The organism is Flavobacterium rhamnosi (genome assembly GCF_048286515.1).
GTDB lineage: Bacteria > Bacteroidota > Bacteroidia > Flavobacteriales > Flavobacteriaceae > Flavobacterium.
In genome coordinates, this window is sequence record NZ_JBLVPS010000001.1 from 175,798 (window position 1) to 196,162 (window position 20,365).

At 34.5% G+C, this 20,365-nt stretch carries 19 protein-coding genes; 6 read left to right on the top strand and 13 right to left on the bottom strand.

Annotated elements, in window-relative coordinates; all coding sequences use genetic code 11:
* The first annotated feature begins 161 nt into the window (after positions 1 to 161).
* Together mnmC2 and ACNQGN_RS00815 are read left to right on the top strand one after the other, a co-directional pair.
* Positions 162 to 824, top strand: a complete 663-nt coding sequence (gene mnmC2 / locus ACNQGN_RS00810; protein ID WP_417985976.1) for a tRNA (5-methylaminomethyl-2-thiouridine)(34)-methyltransferase MnmC2 — start codon at positions 162 to 164, stop codon at positions 822 to 824.
* Positions 825 to 972: 148 nt separating this feature from the next.
* Complete coding sequence (locus ACNQGN_RS00815; protein ID WP_143388061.1) at positions 973 to 1,170, top strand: hypothetical protein; 198 nt, start codon at positions 973 to 975, stop codon at positions 1,168 to 1,170.
* A 43-nt stretch (positions 1,171 to 1,213) separates the two neighbouring features.
* Here the strand turns inward: ACNQGN_RS00815 and ACNQGN_RS00820 are convergent, their stop codons facing one another.
* Positions 1,214 to 2,155, bottom strand: a complete 942-nt coding sequence (locus ACNQGN_RS00820; protein WP_417985977.1) for a LysR substrate-binding domain-containing protein — start codon at positions 2,153 to 2,155, stop codon at positions 1,214 to 1,216.
* 286 nt (positions 2,156 to 2,441) lie between these two features.
* Here ACNQGN_RS00820 and can point away from each other — a divergent pair, with 286 nt between their 5' ends.
* The gene (gene can, locus ACNQGN_RS00825; RefSeq protein ID WP_417985978.1) at positions 2,442 to 3,077 is read left to right on the top strand and encodes a carbonate dehydratase; all 636 of its coding nucleotides are present in this window, start codon (positions 2,442 to 2,444) and stop codon (positions 3,075 to 3,077) included.
* A gap of 28 nt (positions 3,078 to 3,105) precedes the next feature.
* Here can and ACNQGN_RS00830 read toward each other — a convergent pair whose 3' ends face one another.
* From ACNQGN_RS00830 to ACNQGN_RS00840, 3 genes are all read right to left on the bottom strand, one after another.
* Complete coding sequence (locus tag ACNQGN_RS00830; protein ID WP_417985979.1) at positions 3,106 to 4,308, bottom strand: LETM1-related biofilm-associated protein; 1,203 nt, start codon at positions 4,306 to 4,308, stop codon at positions 3,106 to 3,108.
* A gap of 88 nt (positions 4,309 to 4,396) precedes the next feature.
* Positions 4,397 to 4,966: a YdeI/OmpD-associated family protein gene (locus tag ACNQGN_RS00835; RefSeq protein WP_417985980.1), complete on the bottom strand. Its 570-nt coding sequence runs from the start codon at positions 4,964 to 4,966 to the stop codon at positions 4,397 to 4,399.
* Positions 4,967 to 4,985: 19 nt separating this feature from the next.
* The gene (locus ACNQGN_RS00840; RefSeq protein WP_417985981.1) at positions 4,986 to 5,513 is read right to left on the bottom strand and encodes a superoxide dismutase family protein; all 528 of its coding nucleotides are present in this window, start codon (positions 5,511 to 5,513) and stop codon (positions 4,986 to 4,988) included.
* A gap of 335 nt (positions 5,514 to 5,848) precedes the next feature.
* Between ACNQGN_RS00840 and ACNQGN_RS00845 the strand changes: the two genes are divergently transcribed.
* The 3 genes from ACNQGN_RS00845 (at position 5,849) to ACNQGN_RS00855 (ending at position 7,944) form a co-directional block, all read left to right on the top strand.
* Positions 5,849 to 6,766 (top strand): YihY/virulence factor BrkB family protein, encoded by a 918-nt coding sequence (locus tag ACNQGN_RS00845; protein WP_417985982.1) that lies wholly within the window; start codon positions 5,849 to 5,851, stop codon positions 6,764 to 6,766.
* A 137-nt stretch (positions 6,767 to 6,903) separates the two neighbouring features.
* Complete coding sequence (locus ACNQGN_RS00850) at positions 6,904 to 7,332, top strand: META domain-containing protein (protein WP_417985983.1); 429 nt, start codon at positions 6,904 to 6,906, stop codon at positions 7,330 to 7,332.
* A gap of 90 nt (positions 7,333 to 7,422) precedes the next feature.
* Positions 7,423 to 7,944, top strand: coding sequence for a DUF4251 domain-containing protein (locus ACNQGN_RS00855; protein ID WP_417985984.1), 522 nt, complete (start codon positions 7,423 to 7,425; stop codon positions 7,942 to 7,944).
* Positions 7,945 to 8,022: 78 nt separating this feature from the next.
* On the opposite strand, the gene ACNQGN_RS00860 is transcribed toward ACNQGN_RS00855, so the two are convergent.
* The 9 genes from ACNQGN_RS00860 to ACNQGN_RS00900 form a co-directional block, all read right to left on the bottom strand.
* Positions 8,023 to 9,813 carry an acyl-CoA dehydrogenase family protein gene (locus ACNQGN_RS00860; RefSeq protein ID WP_417985985.1) on the bottom strand — a complete coding sequence of 597 codons (1,791 nt, stop codon included), beginning with the start codon at positions 9,811 to 9,813 and terminating at the stop codon, positions 8,023 to 8,025.
* Positions 9,814 to 10,076: 263 nt separating this feature from the next.
* Entirely contained in the window at positions 10,077 to 11,258 is a 1,182-nt protein-coding gene (locus tag ACNQGN_RS00865) for an acetyl-CoA C-acyltransferase (protein WP_417985986.1), read from the bottom strand.
* A 92-nt stretch (positions 11,259 to 11,350) separates the two neighbouring features.
* Positions 11,351 to 13,741: a 3-hydroxyacyl-CoA dehydrogenase/enoyl-CoA hydratase family protein gene (locus ACNQGN_RS00870; RefSeq protein WP_417985987.1), complete on the bottom strand. Its 2,391-nt coding sequence runs from the start codon at positions 13,739 to 13,741 to the stop codon at positions 11,351 to 11,353.
* Positions 13,725 to 14,192, bottom strand: a complete 468-nt coding sequence (locus ACNQGN_RS00875) for a MarR family winged helix-turn-helix transcriptional regulator (protein WP_417985988.1) — start codon at positions 14,190 to 14,192, stop codon at positions 13,725 to 13,727. Before ACNQGN_RS00875 ends, ACNQGN_RS00870 begins: the two co-directional genes overlap by 17 nt.
* Positions 14,193 to 14,326: 134 nt before the next feature.
* Positions 14,327 to 14,713 (bottom strand): hypothetical protein, encoded by a 387-nt coding sequence (locus ACNQGN_RS00880; RefSeq protein WP_417985989.1) that lies wholly within the window; start codon positions 14,711 to 14,713, stop codon positions 14,327 to 14,329.
* Between the two features lie 191 nt (positions 14,714 to 14,904).
* Positions 14,905 to 15,951 (bottom strand): proline iminopeptidase-family hydrolase, encoded by a 1,047-nt coding sequence (locus ACNQGN_RS00885; RefSeq protein ID WP_417985990.1) that lies wholly within the window; start codon positions 15,949 to 15,951, stop codon positions 14,905 to 14,907.
* A gap of 24 nt (positions 15,952 to 15,975) precedes the next feature.
* Positions 15,976 to 17,751: an AMP-dependent synthetase/ligase gene (locus ACNQGN_RS00890; RefSeq protein ID WP_417985991.1), complete on the bottom strand. Its 1,776-nt coding sequence runs from the start codon at positions 17,749 to 17,751 to the stop codon at positions 15,976 to 15,978.
* Positions 17,752 to 17,924: 173 nt separating this feature from the next.
* Entirely contained in the window at positions 17,925 to 18,359 is a 435-nt protein-coding gene (locus ACNQGN_RS00895; RefSeq protein WP_417985992.1) for a hypothetical protein, read from the bottom strand.
* Positions 18,360 to 19,019: 660 nt separating this feature from the next.
* Positions 19,020 to 20,210: a BaiN/RdsA family NAD(P)/FAD-dependent oxidoreductase gene (locus ACNQGN_RS00900; RefSeq protein WP_417985993.1), complete on the bottom strand. Its 1,191-nt coding sequence runs from the start codon at positions 20,208 to 20,210 to the stop codon at positions 19,020 to 19,022.
* Positions 20,211 to 20,365 lie beyond the last annotated feature (155 nt).

Below are 20,365 nucleotides of genomic sequence, written 5' to 3' on the forward strand. Positions count from 1 at the left end.
TAAGTGTGATTTATTTATTTTTTAAAAAATCTAAATATTTATAGTCAAATTATATGAAATATCTAAAAAATATAGATTTTTTTGGACTAATACGTTTTGGTTTTGATTAAATTTGAGCATCTTATTTACCTATAAAACAAGAACAACCTCAATTTATAATTTTGAAAAGAGAAATAATCCAAACGCTCGACGGTTCAACAACCATTCATTTACAAGAATGGGATGAATGTTATCATTCTAAACACGGAGCAATTCAAGAAGCGCAACATGTTTTTATTAAAAATGGTTTGTCTTTATTTGAGAATAGCCAGGTTTCCATTTTAGAAATTGGTTTTGGAACAGGCTTAAATGCATTTATCACTTTTCTGGAAGCACGTAAAATGAATCAGTCGATCGATTATGTTGGGGTAGAGGCTTATCCAATATCATCCGAGGAGGTTTTATTGATGAATTATGTTGAGGAACTGAATGCTGGAAGTGAAGATGCCGTGTTTAAAAAAATGCATGAGAGTAATTGGGGAGAGCAGCTTGTTTTGAGCAATGAATTTGCATTGACAAAAAGGAAACAGTTTTTTGAGGAAATAGATGATTTAGAAAAATTTGATTTAATCTATTTTGATGCCTTTGGATATAGGGTTCAGCCCGAGTTATGGAGTACTAAAATTTTTGAGAAAATGTATAATAGCCTTAAACCAAAGGGAGTTTTGGTTACTTATGCGGCACGTGGTGTGGTAAAAAGAAGCATGATAGAAGTAGGTTTTACAGTTGAAAAACTAGAAGGGCCTCCTGGGAAAAGAGAAATGTTTCGTGCCAGAAAAGAATAATAAAACATGGATATTTTTGCTTGACAATTGACTTTATTTGGGGCTAAAATAAAAAACAAAAAAGAACGTTAATTAGTAATGTTGTGTGTTAAAAAAATGTATTTTTACAACACTTTATAATAAGTGATAACCCAAATCTTAATTTATTATGTCGAAAATTATGTTTGATTACACAAAATCAGTATTGGAAAGAGTAAGTTTCGATCCGATGCTTTTTTGCAAAGAATTAGAAAAAGCCATCAAAACATTATTACCATACGAGATGGAGCAGTTGCGAGAATGGTTACTAAATTTCACGATTGGAAAACCAGAATTAAAACAATGTTTGCTTATCGTAAATTCATAAAAAAAAGGAACCTAAAATTGGTTCCTTTTTTTATGCATGTGCTTTATTTTTTTTGAAGAGGACTTATAATTTGGACATTTTGAAAAACGATTGCTCCTTTTATTACACCTGCAATTGTGGTTCTAAGTGCATCAATTATCTGAATCTTTAATTCGCTTTTTGGGAAAATCAAGCTGACTTCCCGTGCAGGCTTTGGTTCCTTAAAATGGCGCAACTTTATTTTGTCAGATTCTTTCAAATCTAAGGTATGCAAATAAGGTAATAATGTCGTTCCTAAACCTTCATCTGCTAATTTTATTAGAGTTTCAAAACTTCCGCTTTCTATTTGAAAACGATTGATTTCATTTTTACCGGTATTTTTACATAAATTCAAAATTCCATCACGGAAACAATGTCCGTCCTGTAATAGTAGAATCTCGTCTAAGTTTAAATCAGAGACTTCTATTTCTTCTTTTTGAAAATTATGATGACTCTCAGGGATATAAGCTACAAAAGGTTCAAAGTACAAAACAATTTCTTTAATTTTTTCTTCCATCAAAGGTGTTGCAGCAATGGCAGCATCGAGATGCCCGTTATTGAGTTTTGTAATAATCTCTCCAGTATTTAACTCTTCAATTATGAGCTTTACTTTAGGATATTTTTTTATAAAATTGCTCAAAAACATTGGTAGTAATGTTGGCATAATAGTGGGAATTATTCCTAGTCTGAATTCCCCGCCAATAAAACCTTTTTGTTGTTCCACGATATCCTGAATTCGATCAGCTTCATTAACAATGTTTTTAGCTTGATTGACAATTTTTTGTCCAATGTCTGTAAGCTGAATTGGTTTTTTTGTTCGGTCAAATATTTGAATGCTTAATTCTTCCTCTATTTTTTGAATTTGCATGCTCAAAGTTGGTTGTGTTACAAAACATTTTTCGGCAGCAAGAGTGAAATTTTTATGTTCGGCCACAGCCAAGACATATTTTAATTGAGTGATTGTCATGTTTATAGTAATTTCTGATGCAAATTTAGTGAAACTATAATTTTTTACTATAGTGTTTTGGGTTAAAAGTGATACTAAATTTAAAAAAAGTAAGTAATACTGAAAATAGAGGTTCTCGAATTAGCTGTTAAAGAATCTGAATTAATTGCAATGTACTTTTGGGAGGAGAATTATAACAATATTAAAACGAATGTGAAATAATGTGAAAAATGGAAAATGATTTTTTTTAGGCAAATAAAACGATTACTTTTATTTTACATTTGATTCAACAAAGACAGTATTTCTTATGAGCGATTTTTATAAAAAAATATTAGAAAATAATAAAAAATGGGTCGAAGCTTCTTTAGCAATAGATCCGAATTATTTTCAGGATTTGGCTAAAGGACAAACACCACCATTATTGTGGATAGGCTGTTCGGACAGTAGAGTTCCGGCCAATGAAATTGTTGGTGCAAAACCAGGAGAAGTTTTTGTTCATAGAAATATTGCCAATATGGTGATCCATACCGATATGAATATGTTAAGCGTTCTGGATTATGCTGTAAATGTTTTGAAAGTAAAACACGTGCTTGTTTGTGGACACTATGGTTGTGGCGGTATTAAAGCTGCTATGGGAAATGAATCTATTGGAATTATTGACAACTGGATTCGTCATATAAAAGATATTTATCGTCTCCATAACGAATATTTGGATTCAATTCTTGATGAAAATGAACGATTCAATGCTTTTGTAGAAATTAATGTGAAGGAACAAGTATTTGATTTGTCTAAAACTTCCATTGTGCAAGCAGCTTGGAAAAATGGACAGGAATTAACATTACATGGTTGGGCGTACGGATTGAATTCTGGATTTGTAACTGATTTAGATGTCAATATCAGTTCCAATAAAGATTTGGATGATGTATATAAATTAAGATTTTAAAAAAAAAATCGCTTTTAGAGCGATTTTTTTATTCACTTTCGTCGAGGTTTTCATTAAAAGCCGACGGTAAAAGTGTTGGGATAAATTTAATCAAAATAGGCAATAGCAAGCTACCGCCCGGAAGTAAAAATATCGTCAGCGAAGGAATCGTTTTGCAAATCTCCAACAACTGTTTTTTTACTTTTTTCTTTTCTTTTTCGTCCAAATCCCTGCGAGTGGAATAGGCCAATAAAACCATTAATTCTTTGCTTTGAACAATTTCCTTAATTAATCTGTTTTTATTACGGCTTATCAACGTAACCACACTTTGTGTGGTTTGGTCGTAAAAGTGTTTGACAGGATTTGAATAATTAAAATAAGGAATCTCTTTTTTATGTTTAGTAATAAATTCGTTGGTGCAGTTTATACTCCGATCTACAAAATCATCTGAAACTGATAGAATTTCTGCTAATGAATGTAAAAAGTAGGCTTCATCATTTTCGATTTCACCATCACTCCAAAGTGCCATTCCGGCAATATCTATCAAATAAAATTTTTCAAGTTCATTTGTAAAGTAATCCAGTTGAAGTGTCTCTAGACTTTGAACAGAAACTTTGGAAAATTTACTGTAGCGTATGGAAGCTTCAAAAAGTTTAATCAACAGATCGTCATATTGCGATTTATTGGACTTGATTTTTAGGGCAAGTGTTACGATATTAACTACCGTTTCTTCAATCTTTTTTAGATATTTTTCAGGAATTGCTCCATGTAGTAAGTATTGATGAAAAGCGAGTATATCTATAAATAATAAAGCATTCGTTACAAGATGGGAGAAACTTTTACTGATGACAGTATCGTTAGTTTGGACTCGTTCATCAATTATTTTTTCCAGCGTTAGGGAAAGAGAATGTTTAGGCATTATTTTTTTAAATAAATTAAATCCCTGAGGATTCATTTGATTGTAAAAAGTAACAACCTGCTTAATGAAATTTTCTGGAATAATTTCTTCGTTGGTCAGACAAAAAACATCGTATAATGTGTTTAATAATGCGACTTTAGAAATCTCTTCCTTAAACCATCCTTTGGTATTAATTGTGTTTACTGTTTCAAATGTAATTATATGGCCATATATAAAACCGGTATTTCTGACCTTATGATAAAATGAATCTGTAGTTTTAGAAACAGTTTCCTTAGAAAATTTTTGTTCTAAAAAAAATTTATCTATCCAACCTGATGCTGAAGGGTTAATCATTGCTTTAATTTGAAGCTACAAAGCTATGTTTTTTTTTATGGTTGCTTGGAAAAGTTTAGGTTAAGTTTTAATTATTTATTGCAAAAAACTAATCTCTATTTTTTTTATTTTGAGTACAAAGTTTTATGATTTCGGTTATCCTATTGTTTCTTGTTTCGGCTCTTTTAGCCTGATTAAGCCAATAGAGATAACTTTTTCTATAGAAAGGACTAAAATTTTTATAGTTTTCGAGGGCGAAGCTATTTTTGCTAAAAGCCATTTCCAGATCTAATGGCATAATCAAATTCTCTACTGCATCTAATGAAGTCCAGCTGCCATTTTTTTTAGCAATTTCAATTTTTGCTAATCCACTTTCATGCATTTGATTTTCTATAATGAGTTTTTCGATATGCGTTTTATTTAGTTTGCTCCAGACGCTTTTGTCTTTTCTTGGAGAAAAAACTTGTTTCCGACGCTCTTCGTCCATTTTTCTTACTGTTGAATCAATCCAACCGAAGCAAATAGCAACTTGAACGGCTTCTTCCCATCGCATACTTTCAAATTCACTACTGACTTTGTAAAAAATTAGATATACGCCTTTTGAAGACTGATGATTTTGGTTCAGCCAATCTCGCCACTCCTTTGCGTTTTTAAAATAGAGATGCTCTTTATCTTCCAATCAAAATCTTTTAAAAAAACTAGTTAATTATAGCAGAACAGGCTACTCTGGCTCCGGCATTACCGGCAGGTTGTGAAACATAATCATCAGCTCCCTGATGAACGATTAGCCCTTTGCCCAGAATGTTTTTAGTTTGATCTTCCGAACCAATGGCCCATTCCGTAGTGGTGAAAGTAATAGTTCCATTTCCTTTTTCATCAGCAGTAAAATTACCGATATCACCCTTATGCGCTTCGCCTTCTCCTAATTTTCCGTGTTTTTTGAAAGTTGGATTCCAATGTCCTCCTGCAGAACTTCCGTCAGCAGCTGTACAATCTGACTTCTCGTGAATATGTATTGCATGAACACCTGGAGTTAATCCGGCTAATTTAGCAACAAAAGTTACTGTACCATTTTTTTCAACAAATGTTGCTGTGCCTGTAACTTTACTGTTGCTTTTTGATTCGAAAACGATGTTTAATTTTTTTGAATCACTTGAATCGCTGCTTGTTTTACAACCAATGATTACAGTAATAATTAGCGCAAGGGATAGGAATATTTTTTTCATTAGTAATGGTTTAATTTTTTATAAAGTTAATGAAATATAATTTGTATTGAAAGAAAGATCTTGTTTTTCGGGGAACACCGCGTGTAATTTTAATTTAAGTATTTGATTTTGCTGCTATTGTTTCTTCGGTGTAACACTGTTTATTTTGCTTTTACTTTAATTTTATAAAGGAATTATGTAAAATTCATTTCAAATTGGTACACATTATCTTCGTAATTTTGAAAGCATGACTATTTGGGATAGTCATACTATGTGACTTTAATTTTTGGGATAAACAAATGAGAATCGGAATACCTAAATTTTTTCTTTTTAGAATAAATTAAAATAACTTTGAAATGAAGCATAAAGAATTAGCCAAGACAAGTTGGGGTCTGTTAAAACGAACGTATCAGGAATTTGAGGATGATAATGCCATAAAATTAAGTGCCTCATTGTCCTATTACACTATTTTTTCACTGCCTCCACTGTTAATTATTATTTTGTCAATTTTTAGTTTTTTCTTTGGAAGAGAAGCGGTTACCGGAAGATTCTTCGGTCAAATTAATGGAATGGTCGGTAATGAAGCTGCCATTCAAATTCAGGAAACCGTTAAAAATATTGAATTGTCCGATAGCGTTACGTTTGCAACGATATTTGGAGGGATTATGTTACTAATAGGTGCTTCGGGAGTATTTGCTGAAATACAAAGTTCAATCAATTTTATTTGGGGTTTAAAAGCAAAACCCAACAAAGGGATTGTGAAATTTCTTAAAAACAGACTTATGTCTTTTTCAATGATTGCTTCAGTTGGTTTTTTATTGATGGTGAGTTTGATGGTAAATACAGTGATGGACGTTGTAAATACAAGATTGCTTATTTATTTTCCCGACACGACGTTTTATTTATTATATATTTTCAATACATTAATTTTGTTTGCAACTACGACAATGTTGTTTTCGATTATTTTTAAAACCTTACCTGATGGGGACATTGACTGGAAAGATACTTTAATAGGAGCCAGTTTTACGTCATTTTTCTTCATGTTTGGTAAATTTGCCATTGGTTTTTATTTAGGAAGTTCTACAGTTGCAACAGTTTATGGTGCTGCGGGTTCAATTATCATTATTTTGATTTGGGTATACTATTCGGCTATAATCTTGTATTTTGGTGCGGAATTCACTAAAGTATATGCCAATGCACATGGGAATAAAATTATTCCAAATGCTTATGCTGTTGGAATTAAGGTAGAGGTAACAGAGCTTAAAAAGAAATAAATTATTTTTAGTTTTTCAGATTTTGGGAATTCAGGAAATGATTTTAAAAGTCTTTATTTTTGTTGTTTTTTTTTAAACAGGAATACTGGCAATATTTTTGTTCTACTTTTAAAGTATTATAATTAAAAACAGATCATATGAAAAAAATATTTTGGGCGCTAACTATTGTAGGTCTGTCCTTTATTTCTTGTAATTCAGTAAAAACAGCAACTAGTGGAACAGCATCGCTAGAAGGGGTTTGGGAGTTAAATTACATTACAGGACCAAGAATAGCTTTTGAAGGATTATATCCGAACAATAAGCCGACCATCAATTTCAATTTGAAAGAGAATAGCGTGTCAGGTAATAACAGTTGCAACCGTTATTCCGGAAAATTGAATGCTAATGGAAATACAATCAGTTTCAAAGATCCAATGGCGGTAACCAAAATGTTTTGCCCGGGAGAAGGTGAAAATATTTATATGTCAACACTTCAAAAAATAGATTCTTATTCTGTTTCAGAAGATGGAAAAACACTGCATTTCAGCATGGGTGCTATAGAAATGATGCGTTTTGATAAAAAATAAATTCAAGTTTTTTATATAAAATTTTTAGGTTGTGTATTAATTTTGCTGCTAATTATTAATAGTTGTAGCTGAATATTAAAAAGGGATACCATGAAAACGAAAATGTTATTTTTAGTACTGTTTCTTTCACTTATTGTATCATCAGGTTATGCTCAGGAGAAGAGTAAAAGACAGTTAAGAGCGGAACGCAAAATTGAAAAAGAAAAAAAGACAGCATCTTTGGTTGATTCTAAAGAGTTTGTTTTTATAGGTAGGACAGCTTTGCCGCAAGGGTTTAGAACTATAGATTTGACAACTAATTCTAATTATGTGGAATTCACGCCAGACAAAATTACGAGTGAAATGCCTTTTTTTGGACGAGGTTACAGCGGTGTTGCTTATAGCGGGGATGTAGGGCTAAAATTTGAAGGTAACCCAAAAGAATTTACTGTTAAAAAAGGCAAAAAGAACTATCAGATAAAAACAGTTGTTAAAGGCGATACGGATGTATATACACTGTTTCTTTCTGTTTTTTTTGAAGGTAGTGCAACACTTACCATTAACTCTAATAATCGAAGCTCCATTTCTTATAATGGAGAGATAAGACCAATAGAGAAAAAAGAGGTCAAGTAGTTTTTTATTAAAAGCAAAAAAAACTGCCTTGTTTTTTTGAACAAGGCAGTTTTAATTCAACTAAAAACTTTCTTTGAATTAGAAACAATATTCATTTTCAGCTACTAATTTTGAAGTGATAATTTCTCTCAATCCTACAATATTTGGCATGTTGGTGTATTTTGTAAAACGGCGTAAGCCCATGAGCATCATGCGTTGTTCATCGCCTTCAGCAAAAGAGATTACACTTTCTTTGCCTTTTTGAGTTACAATATCGACCGCTTTGTATAAGTATAATTTTGCCATGGCAATCTGCTCTTGTACTTTGGCTTCTCCTTCTTTTTTAGCTAATTTTTCAGTTCTGAGAATAGTGCTTTCCGCCATGTAAATTTCGATCAGAATATCAGAAGCCGCCATCAATAGCTGTTGGTGAGCATCTAAATCTGGGCCGTATTTTTGAACAGCTCCGCCGGCAACCATCAAAAATGCTTTTTTCAATTTGCTGATCATTTCTTTTTCTTCTGTAAATAATTCAGAATAGTCGGGTGTGTCAAAAGAAGGAATTCCCATTAATTCTTCCTGTACTTTTGATGCAGGTCCAAGTAAATCAACATGACCCTTCATTGCTTTTTTGATTAACATCCCTACCGAAAGCATTCTGTTAATTTCATTAGTTCCTTCATAAATACGCGCAATTCTCGCATCTCTCCATGCACTCTCCATCGGAGTATCTTCAGAGAATCCCATTCCGCCAAAGATTTGGATACCTTCATCGGCACAGTTTTGAATGTCCTCAGAGACAGCTACTTTTAGGATAGAACATTCAATTGCATATTCTTCAACACCCTTCAACTCCGCTTCCTGATGCGTAGCACCTTCAGCCTCACGAGCCATAATTCGGTCTTCAATGTCTTTTGCTGCGCGGTATGAACCACTTTCTCCTGCATAACAACTCGTTGCCATTTCGGCTAATTTATATCGGATGGCACCGAATTGAGAAATTGCAGTGTTGAACTGAATTCTTTCGTTTGCATATTTTATAGAACCTGAAATTACTCTTCTTTGAGCATCAAGGCAAGCTGCTGCTAGTTTGATACGCCCTACGTTCAAAGCATTCATTGCGATTTTGAAACCATTTCCTCTTTCGGATAACATGTTCTCTACTGGAACTTTAGTTTCACTGAAGAAGACCTGACGTGTTGAAGAAGCACGAATTCCTAGTTTATGCTCTTCTTCTCCCATCGAAATTCCGTTATCATCGGTATTTTCAAGGATGAAACCAGTAATGTTTTTATCATCACCAATACGTGCAAAAATGATGAATAAAGAACAAAATCCTGCATTTGAAATCCACATTTTTTGTCCCGTAATTTTGTAATGCGTTCCATCTTCAGATAAAACGGCTTTAGTTTTTCCAGAGTTAGCATCAGATCCTGCGCCTGGTTCCGTCAGACAGTAGGCTCCAAACCATTCGCCAGAAGCTAATTTAGGAACGTATTTTTGTTTTTGTTCTTCTGTTCCATACAAAGTGATTGGCATTGTTCCAATGCCTGTATGTGCTCCAAAAGCGGTAGAAAATGAACCGGTAGCTCCCGAAATATAGTCACACACTAACATAGTAGAAACAAATCCCATTCCTAATCCGCCATAAGCTTCAGGAACAGCAACCCCTAAAAGTCCCAAATCCCCTGCTTTTTTCATGCACTCTTGCGTGTAAGCATAATCTTTTTTCTCAAAACGATCCTTATTTGCCCATAGTTCTTTATCTACAAACTCTCTTACAGAGTCACGCATCATTAATTGCTCTTCCGAAAAATCTTCCGGAGTAAAAATATCTTCGCACTTTGTTTCTTTAACTAGGAATTGACCTCCTCTTGTTTTGTCGCTCATGACTTAATTTATTAAATTTTAAATTATAAATTTTAAATGCTTGATGTAAATTGTTTAACCTTTTCTGAGAAGTTTATTATTTTGGTTGTTGCCTTCAAAATATGCTTCAGTAGGAGAATTAGCCTTTGAAACTGAGATTAGGTTAGATTTTTCTAATAATAGTAACCAAATATTTTATTCCGCAGCTTCTTCAGCTACATTACTTGGTACGAATCGTACTATTTGTTTTGAAATAAAGAATGCAGTTTTTTACCGTGGATAAATTAAAGCAGTTCATAAATCCCTGCACTCCCTTGCCCGGTACCTACACACATACTCACAATTCCATATTTGCTTCCCCTATGTCTCATTTCGTCAAATAATTGAACCGATAATTTGGCGCCTGTACAACCCAGCGGATGACCTAATGCAATCGCTCCACCATTGACGTTTACGATGTCAGGATTTAAACCTAATTCACGAATAACAGCTAATGATTGCGATGCAAATGCTTCATTTAACTCAATTAAATCAATATCTTTCAATTGTAATCCGGCCTGTTTCAACGCTTTTGGGATGGCTTTTACAGGTCCAATTCCCATGATTCGTGGTTCAACTCCTGCAGAAGCAAAGTTTACCAAGCGAGCAATCGGAGTAAGGTTTAGTTCTTTTACCATTTCTTCGCTCATAATTAATACAAAAGCTGCTCCATCACTCATTTGTGATGAATTGCCAGCAGTCACGCTTCCATCTGCTGCAAAAACAGGTTTTAAACCGGCCAATGCTTCTATAGAAGTTCCTGCTCTTGGACCTTCATCTTTGTTGACGATATAGGATTTGGTTTCCTTTTTGCCGTTTTCATTGATAAACGTTTGTTCAATAGTAATGGGAACAATTTGTTTGTCAAATCTACCTTCAGCTTGTGCTTTCAAGGCTTTAGTGTGAGAGTTATAAGCAAACTCATCTTGGTCTGCTCTGGAAACATTATATTGTTTTGCAACTGCTTCTGCAGTTAGTCCCATTCCCCAGTAGTAATCTTCATTCCCTGCTTTTGCAACAGCATAATCCGGAGTTGGTTTGTAGCCTCCCATTGGAATAAAACTCATGCTCTCGGCACCACCGGCAATAATACAATCTGCCATTCCTGATTGAATTTTGGCTGTAGCCATCCCGATTGTTTCTAATCCTGAGGCACAGTATCTGTTTACGGTTACACCAGGAACGTCTTCGATTTTTAATCCCATCAACGAGATTAATCGTCCCACGTTTAATCCTTGTTCTGCTTCCGGCATAGCATTGCCCACCATTACGTCGTCAATACGTTTTTTATCGAAATCAGGCAACTCATTCATCATAAACTGAATCGTTTCTGCTGCCAGCTCATCAGGACGTTTAAATCTAAACAAACCTTTTGGAGCTTTCCCCACGGCTGTTCTGTATGCTTTAACTATATAGGCTGTTTTCATATTGTTTTAAATTTTGAATTATAAATTTTAAATTAGGAGTTGACTTGAATATTTCGGAAATATTAAAATTCAACATTTATAATTTAAAATAATTAATTACGTAACGGTTTCCCTTTGGTTAGCATAAACTGAATTCTTTCCAATGTTTTTCTTTCGGTACAAAGAGACAAGAACGCTTCACGTTCCAAATCCAATAGATACTGTTCCGTTACTAATGTTGGTTCTGACAGATCACCGCCAGCCATTACATAAGCCAGTTTGTTAGCGATTTTCTTATCGTGTTCAGAGATGTATTTTCCGGCTTGCATCTGGTCTGTACCAACAAGAAACATTCCTAAGGCTTGTTTACCCAGAACTTTTACATCCGTTCTACGAATAGGTTGTGTGTAACCCGCCTCTGCCATCAATAAAGCGTGTTTCTTTGCTTCGGCAATCTGACGGTCTTTGTTGACCACAATACTATCTTTCCCGTGTTGTAAAAGACCAGTATCAAAAGCTTCGTAGCCCGAAGTAGATACTTTGGCCATAGCAATAGTTAAGAAATATTCTTGCAATAGATTTAACTCCACATCATTTTTATGGAATAAATCGGAGGCACGCAATGCCATTTCTTTCGATCCGCCACCGCCAGGAATTACTCCAACACCAAATTCTACTAATCCCATATAAGTCTCTGCCGCAGCAACTACTTTGTCAGCATGTAAGCTCATTTCGCAACCACCGCCAAAAGTCATTCCGTGCGGTGCAACAATAACTGGAATTCCGGAATAACGAACGCGCATCATAGTGTCCTGGAACATTTTGATGGCCATGTTCAGCTCATCGTATTCTTGTTCCACCGCCATCATGAATATCATTCCGATATTAGCTCCCACAGAGAAATTCGCCGCTTGATTTCCAATAACCAATCCTTGGTATTCTTTTTCCGACAAATCGATTGCTTTATTTATAGCTGCCAAAACATCACCACCAATCGTATTCATTTTTGATTGAAATTCTAAATTTAGAATTCCGTCTCCTAAATCTTGTATAACTGCTCCGCTGTTGCCCCACACTTTTTTGGTTTCGCGAATGTTGTTCAAGATGATAAATGCATCCTGTCCCGGAACTTTAGTTTGCGATTTTGTAGGAATATCGTAGTAAAAAGTAGCTCCTTCTTTTACAGAATAAAAACTGGAAATTCCAGAAGCTAACATATCATTTACCCATGCAGCAGGTACTAAACCTTCGGCCTTCATAATTTCGATTCCTTTTTCAACACCGATGGCATCCCAAATTTCGAACGGACCATTTTCCCATCCAAAACCAGCTTTCATAGCATCGTCTATTTTGTATAATTCATCTGAAATTTCAGGAATTCTGTTCGAAACATAGGCGAACATTCCAGCGAAATTTTTTCTATAGAATTCTCCTGCTTTGTCTTTTCCTTTAACTAAAACTTTGAAACGGTCAATTGGTTTGTCAATCGTTTTTGTCAGTTCTAAAGTAGCAAATGAGGCTCTTTTAGCGGGACGGTATTCTAAAGTATCTAAATCCAAAGACAAAATATCCTTATCTACTTTTTTATAAAAACCTTGTCCTGTTTTGCTTCCAAACCATTTGTTTTCCATCATTTTGTTGACGAAATCCGGCAATTTGAACAATTCGTGTTGTTCATCAGTTGGACAGTTTTCGTAAATTCCATTGGCGACATGCACCAAAGTATCCAATCCAACTACGTCAACGGTTCTGAAAGTAGCCGATTTTGGTCTTCCAATAACAGGCCCCGTTAACTTATCCACTTCTTCAATTGTTAATCCCATTTCTTTTACCAAATGAAACAAACTCTGAATGCCGTAAATTCCAATTCGATTACCGATGAACGCAGGAGTATCTTTGGCAACGACCGGAGTTTTTCCTAAGAATCTTGATCCATAATCAGTTAAGAAATCCAAAACTTCCGGTGCAGTTTGCGGACCTGGAATAATTTCGAATAATTTTAAATAACGCGCTGGGTTAAAAAAGTGCGTGCCGCAGAAATGTTTTTGAAAATCGTCACTTCTTCCTTCGCTCATAAAGTGGATTGGAATTCCTGAAGTGTTTGAAGTTACCAAAGTTCCCGGTTTTCTGAATTTTTCAATTTGTTCAAAAACCATTTTTTTGATGTCCAAACGTTCTACCACAACTTCAATAATCCAATCGACCGCAGCAATTTTTGCCATGTCATCAGTAGTGTTTCCAGTAGTAATTCTGCTGGCAAATTTCTGGTTGTAAATAGGGGAGGGTTTTGATTTCAAAGAAGTGGCCAAATGCTCATTCACCAATCGGTTTCTGACGATTTTGCTTTCTAAAGTAAGACCTTTTTTAGTTTCAGCTTCGGTGAGTTCCCTTGGAACGATGTCCAAGAGTAAAACTTCAACTCCAATGTTGGCAAAATGGCAAGCAATGCCTGAACCCATAATTCCGGATCCAATTACTGCAACTTTTTTAATTGTGCGTTTCATTTTCTGTTTTTTCAGTTTGATTAAATATATTTTTGTCTTGAATTAATTCATTGATCGTTTCTGCCACTTCTATAAAATGCTGAATTTTCTCCTCAGATATATGTTTTCTCACGGTTTCATTGAATTTCAAAACAGTGTTTTTTGACAATTCTCTTTTCTCTTTACCAAATTCGGTTAAGTAAATCAAAACACCACGACCATCTTCAGGATTTTTCTTTCGGATGATTAAGCCTTTGTCCTCCATGGATTTTAGGGTTCTGGTAAGACTTGTTGCTTCCATGCCCATTTTTGGACCTAAAGCGGTAGAAGGTGTACCTTTCTCTTTATCCATGCTCAACAGCGCAAATCCTGTTGCCATGGTTGCGCCGTATTTAGAGGCTTCCTCATTATACATTCTGGAGACTGCCTGCCAGGTTGCGCGTAAAATATAATCTATTGTTTTATCTTTCATATCTAACTATATCGATTTCAAATATAATAAAAAAATACTATGCATGCATAATAGATTCAATTATTTTTTATGAATTTTTGTTTAAACCAAAAAACTCCCCATAAAATGAGGAGTTTTTTGTGTGTTTTTATATTTTACTTTAATTTCCCATTAACAAGTGCAACTGTGGCACCAACTACTGCCGACATTACAATAGTGATTACAATGTCTAACCCCATGGTTTGATAATTGATGTCACTTGTCATGGAATTCATAAAGAAATTACTGTAAAGGCCAAAAAACAATCCAATAACTGCCCCTGCCGAAAAACCAGTAACAAAATTTGAAATCCCGGCCCATTTTATAAAGATATAGGAGACGAAAAATCCAAAAGTCATGCATCCTAAAAATATGAATAACATGTTTTCATTTCCAGTTGTCTGAAATGCATCTTTAAATAAAATTCCATACAACAACCATCCTAAAAGAAATTCGACGATACCACCTACAATACCTGAAACTAAAAAGTTTTTCAAATTCATAATTTTTTGATTTTAATAGTTAATGCAATAAAGGTATTAAAAAATAACAATATAATATCTAAAGTGTTAAAAAACAAATAAATATGAAATGTTTGTTGCTCCAAGTCAGTTGAAGGTACTTTTGTTTTGGATTTTTTATAATCTTCTTAGCTAGTTATGAGGTTGTAATAATTTACGATAAAGTTTTAGGATTACTTAAATTCCCCATTATCCACATCTTTCAAAAACTGGATCACACCGGGGAAATAGGTTTTTGGATCATCGTATTGAGAAAGGTGGCTTCCGTTAGGACATAATAAAAAGCGTCCGTTTTGAACTTCACTGGCAATCCATTTCATATGCTCGGGATCCATAGTGTCGTATTTCGAACCAATAGTAAGAGTAGGAACCGTCAGGGTTTTTAGTCTTGATTTGACATCCCAATTTTTTAGAGTGGCATTTCCTGTTATTCCAAATTCACTATGACCCTGCATATAAACATATACATTTGGGTTAATGTGTTTGAAGCATCTGTTGATGGATTCCGGCCATTCTTCCAGTGGTTTTCTTAAAATATGTTCCGTGTAGTAATATTTGAAAAGCAATTCACTGTATTTTGGATTGTCAAAATCATTGTTTTGCTCAATGTCCTGCAATTGCTTTAGTATTTTTGGATCCATTTGAGGTGCCAAAACTTCTTTCGCGTAGGCATTATATTCTGGAATGCTGGCCATCATATTAGATATAATCAGGCCTTTCAGATTCTTCTGGTATTTCAACGCATATTCCATCGCAAGGATACCACCCCAAGATTGCCCGAGAATATAGAAATTAGAACTGTCTAAGCCTAGTGCGATACGTACTTGCTCGACTTCTTCGACAAAACGTTCATTGGTCCATAAACTATTGTCATTAGGCTGATCGCTGTAATACGAGCCCAATTGGTCGTAGTAGATGTATTCAATACTTTTGTTAGGGAAATAGCCGTCAAATGCCTCGTACAGTTCATGTGTAAGTCCTGGACCGCCGTGAAGGAGCAACACTTTTATTTTGGGATTGTTGCCCACTCGTTTTGTCCAAACTTTAAAGGTGCCTTTGGGTGTTCTTATCGGAATCATTTTGATACCACCGGTCAGCTGATCGTCTCGTTTTGAAAAATCTAAATAATTTGCTTTTATCGAATCGTCTTCGTTTTTTTCTCGGCAATTAGAAAATAATAGGATGCTTAAGATCGTACAAATTAAGATTTTTAGATTCATGTTTTAGATGACTTTTATGAAATTCTAGCCGTAAATTTTATGAAATAAATCGATGTATTTATCCATCACTATTTTTCTTTTTAGTTTTAGCGTAGGGGTAAGTTGTCCACCTTCAATAGACCATAAGTCAGGAGTCAGTTCAAAACGTTTAATTTTTTCCCAACTACCAAATTTTTCATTTAAGGTGTCAATCTCTTCTTGAATTCGTGCGATAACCTTTTCATTAGATATTATTTCCTCATTGCTTTTTCCAATGTCGATTCCGTGAATAACAGCCCATTCTTTTATAAATTCGAAGCTTGGCTGTATAAATGCTGCGGGCATCTTTTGTCCGTCACCAATGACCATAATTTGCTCAATGAAACGGGATTGTTTCATGGTGTTTTCAATTAATTGTGGTGCAATATATTTGCCGCCGGAGGTTTTAAACATCTCTTTTTTACGATCCGTAATTTTCAAGAATCCGTCTTGGTCAAATGTTCCAATATCTCCCGTGTGGAAATACCCGTCTATGATTACTTCGCTGGTCAGTTTTTCATCTTTGTAATACCCCATCATTACGTTGGGGCCTTTGCAGAGAATTTCTCCGTCTTCAGCAATTATTACCTCGACATTATCAATTATTTTCCCCACAGTTCCTACTCTGAAACCATAATTTCTCATGTCATTAACGGAAATAACAGGTGATGTTTCAGTCAAACCATAGCCTTCCATTACCGGAATTTCTGCAGCAGCGAAAATTCGTGCTAATCTAGGTTGTAAAGCAGCACTTCCAGAAACCATTAGATCAAGATTTCCACCAAGACCTTCTTTCCATTTGCTGAAAATAAGTTTGCGGGCAATTTTAAGTTGGAACTCATACCAAGCACCATTTTTGCCATAAGGTTCATAGATTAATCCTAAATCAATGGACCAAAAGAACAGTTTCTTTTTAATACCGGTTAATTCAGTTCCTTTGGCATAAATTTTATCATATACTTTTTCAAGAAGCCTTGGTACAGCTGTAATTACAGTTGGTCTTACTTCTTTTAGATTATCACTGATTTTATCTATTGATTCGCCAAAATATACCGAAACGCCATAATATTGGTATAAATACAAAATCATTCTTTCAAAAATATGACAAATAGGGAGGAAGCTCAAGGCACGGCTTTTTCCTGCTTCAAAGGGAATTCTTGAGGCACTGTCCAGCACATTAGAGACAATGTTTTTGTGCGAAAGCATAACTCCTTTTGGTCTTCCGGTTGTTCCGGAGGTATAAATAATGGTTGCTAAATCTTCTGTTTTTACGTTGTTTTTTCTAATTTCAACTTCATTTTGATTGCTTTGGTTATCGCCAAGAACTAGCAGTTCATTCCAGTTTTTGCAGCCTTCAATTTCGTTGAATGCATAGACTTCTTTGACATGAGGAACTTTATTCCGAATTAGATTTACTTTTCGAAGTACTTCAGCGTCGGAGACAAAACAATAAATTGCGCCAGAATGATTTAAGATATATTCATAATCATGTTCAGAAATGGTGGGATAGATAGGAACTGTTTGTGCACCTGTTTGCAATATGCCAATATCCATAATATTCCATTCCGTTCTGTTATTAGAAGAAATGATAGCAATTTTATCGTCCTTTTGAACTCCTAATTTTAATAATGCTCTTGAAATAGCATTGGCTTTTGCAATGTACTCTTGAGTAGATGTTTTTATCCAAACCCCATTTTGCTTTGTTGTCAAAGCATCTGGAATTGAAGTATATTTATCTTGCTGATAATAGGGGAAATCAAAAAGTCTGGTTATAGAAGTCATTATTCTGAGGTTGAATTTTATCGCAAATTAATTAAAAATTTATGATATTTATTATTTTTAAAAAATTAAATAGACAGAATTATTGCATTTGACGAAATCGTTTTCTTTAAAGTCTGTTTAAGAGATTGATTTTAAGCTAAAATATCGTTTACGGATAGATTTACTCTTGAAGATTACTCGACATAGTCTTTGCTTCTTTCCCCCAAAATAAACATTTTCTTTTTTTGAAAATGGATTGAAAAATGGGAGTTTGTCCAGTCTTCTTTTGTGCCTGTTTCTGAATTTGATTCTTTTTGCTTATACCAAAGGGAGTAAACGGCATAATTAAATCCTTTCTTGTATTTTGGAGTGCCGTCTTCAAAACATTCCATTCCCCAGACTATAGTTGTTTTTGATAAATCATGTAACTGAAAAATACCATTTCCATTGGGATCTAATTGTACAATAGGTTCTGTTAAACCTTCAAAGAGATAGGTTCCTGTAATAGGATAACCAATGTTTGTAGTAATGTAATGAATACCATCTTTACCAGTGATTTTTTCAACCTGGGCATAAGAAGAGATAAAAGACAGCGATAAGATGAAAAATAGTAAATTTTGATATTTCATATGTTTGGATTTAATATAAAGATTATATGTAAAACTAGTTAATCAGGATTTTTTTAGCAAATAATAACGCATAAAAAGGAATCAATACAATGCATGCTGGATCATTTTAGCCCTTTGTATACACGTACATTATTTGACAGGTAGTGCCTTCTGTCCCTTTTTTGAAATTGTATTATCAGGAGACTGATTCGTCAAATCCAGCGTTGCAATGATTATTATGCCCAAGCCGCCGGATCATTTTCAGCATCATATTGGGAACTTCCATAAGAAATGTCGGTATTGATCGTTCCTAAACTTATTGATTTACATAAAGTTATAGTGATTGATTAACCTTGAAAAGATAGTTTTTCATAAAGCTAATTTGTAAATTTGTAATGGACTACGCTATCGTTGTGCTGGCATTTTTTGTATAAAAGTAATATACTTACATATTCTATTTTTGAATATATAAATTCTGTTTAGTAGTATTGTTGCTAATTTGATAGGTTGGCACAATGGCATCAAGTACATAGAGGTTTTCCAACCTTCCGTCTATGACCAACGAAATGGTACACGAGTTTGATACCCATTAATTAGTTTGTAAAATGGTAGTACTAAATAGAATTTTGTTTATCTGTACAATGAAAAAAAAAATAAAAAATCCCAAAATAAATCAAAACATTAATGGGTTGTATTGAGATGACGTGCAAGAAAGACACCCATGCTAAAGCAAGATTGAAGAAGGTATCCGCCCGTTGGCGCATCCAAGTCTATCATTTCGCCAATACAATAATGATGTTTCATCATTTTCAATTGAAAATTTTCATCCAGGGCATCCAGTTTAATTCCTCCAGTTGTGGATATTGCCTCATCCAATAGGGCAGAACCTGTGATTTCTATACTGAGTTTTTTGATGTTTTGTGCCAGTAATTCCGGATTTAGGTAGGTTTCTTTTGAAAGATAAGTTTTTAAAAGTCCAACCTGCGCGCTAGTCAATTTAAGCTCTTTTTGTAATGTTTCGCTCGTCTTTTTTAAATTTGATTTTTTGATCTTTTGATGCAAAGCATCATAACTTAATGTCGGTTTTAGATCCAGATAGATTATAGCTTTTCCTTTGTTAGTAAGCTCCTCGCGAATTTGTGGGCTGATTGCATAAATGGCATTACCTTCTAAACCCAAACCTGTAATCACTACTTCGCCTTTTTGACTTTTATCCCTGCAGGTAATAGCTATGTTTTTAAGGGGCGTCCCTTCGTATTTATTGATGAAATCATTGTTCCAGTTTACACCATAAGCACAATTTGAGGCTTTAAACGGGACAACATCTATTCCTTGTGTTTTGAATAAATTAAGCCACTTTCCGTCTGAGCCAGTGATTTTCCAGCTACCTCCGCCCAGGGCAAAAATGGTATAGTCCGATTTTACTTCTGTGGCAACATTGAATACAAGATTATTGTTATTACTCCAGCCTTTCCAGGTATGTTGGTAACAAATGGTAACACCGCGTTTATTAAGGATCTCAAGGATAGCGTTGAGCACTGCAATAGGTTTAATTCCGTTTTCAGGATAGACGCGTTTACTACTGCCAATGTATGTTGGGATACCGGTGAGATCAATCCAATTTTGAAAATCATGATTGTCAAAATCAAGTAGTGCTTCTTGTAAAAAGTCGGATGGGGTGTAACGCGCTATAAGCTGAGCAATTGGTTCTGAATGCGTAAGGTTAAATCCTCCCTTTCCAGCCACAAGAAATTTTCTTCCAAGCGTTTTATTTTTCTCGTAAATGGTAACATTAAATTTCTGATGATCAAGGAATGCGGCAAGTAAAAGTGCGGCAGGTCCTCCTCCAATAATTGAGACTGATTTCTTCACGCCACAAAAATACTCTTTGTTTAAAGATTAAACCTGTTATACCACTTTTATTATACATTGCAGTACCAAAACGCACCATAATTCATGTGGATTATCTTGCTGTGCATAAACTTAACACGAACTTTTAATCTGAAGCTACCCATAAAAAAAACGCT

Bases quoted from the DNA above. Each gene is read 5' to 3' on its own strand.
- ACNQGN_RS00890 (WP_417985991.1), bottom strand. From the start codon at position 17,751: ATGACTTCTATAACCAGACTTTTTGATTTCCCCTATTATCAGCAAGAT.
- ACNQGN_RS00870 (WP_417985987.1), bottom strand. From the start codon at position 13,741: ATGAAACGCACAATTAAAAAAGTTGCAGTAATTGGATCCGGAATTATG.
- ACNQGN_RS00820 (WP_417985977.1), bottom strand. From the start codon at position 2,155: ATGACAATCACTCAATTAAAATATGTCTTGGCTGTGGCCGAACATAAA.
- ACNQGN_RS00855 (WP_417985984.1), top strand. From the start codon at position 7,423: ATGAAAACGAAAATGTTATTTTTAGTACTGTTTCTTTCACTTATTGTA.
- ACNQGN_RS00895 (WP_417985992.1), bottom strand. From the start codon at position 18,359: ATGAAATATCAAAATTTACTATTTTTCATCTTATCGCTGTCTTTTATC.
- ACNQGN_RS00865 (WP_417985986.1), bottom strand. From the start codon at position 11,258: ATGAAAACAGCCTATATAGTTAAAGCATACAGAACAGCCGTGGGGAAA.
- ACNQGN_RS00880 (WP_417985989.1), bottom strand. From the start codon at position 14,713: ATGAATTTGAAAAACTTTTTAGTTTCAGGTATTGTAGGTGGTATCGTC.
- ACNQGN_RS00840 (WP_417985981.1), bottom strand. From the start codon at position 5,513: ATGAAAAAAATATTCCTATCCCTTGCGCTAATTATTACTGTAATCATT.
- ACNQGN_RS00845 (WP_417985982.1), top strand. From the start codon at position 5,849: ATGAAGCATAAAGAATTAGCCAAGACAAGTTGGGGTCTGTTAAAACGA.
- ACNQGN_RS00815 (WP_143388061.1), top strand. From the start codon at position 973: ATGTCGAAAATTATGTTTGATTACACAAAATCAGTATTGGAAAGAGTA.
- ACNQGN_RS00875 (WP_417985988.1), bottom strand. From the start codon at position 14,192: ATGAAAGATAAAACAATAGATTATATTTTACGCGCAACCTGGCAGGCA.
- ACNQGN_RS00850 (WP_417985983.1), top strand. From the start codon at position 6,904: ATGAAAAAAATATTTTGGGCGCTAACTATTGTAGGTCTGTCCTTTATT.
- ACNQGN_RS00860 (WP_417985985.1), bottom strand. From the start codon at position 9,813: ATGAGCGACAAAACAAGAGGAGGTCAATTCCTAGTTAAAGAAACAAAG.
- ACNQGN_RS00885 (WP_417985990.1), bottom strand. From the start codon at position 15,951: ATGAATCTAAAAATCTTAATTTGTACGATCTTAAGCATCCTATTATTT.
- ACNQGN_RS00830 (WP_417985979.1), bottom strand. From the start codon at position 4,308: ATGATTAACCCTTCAGCATCAGGTTGGATAGATAAATTTTTTTTAGAA.
- can (WP_417985978.1), top strand. From the start codon at position 2,442: ATGAGCGATTTTTATAAAAAAATATTAGAAAATAATAAAAAATGGGTC.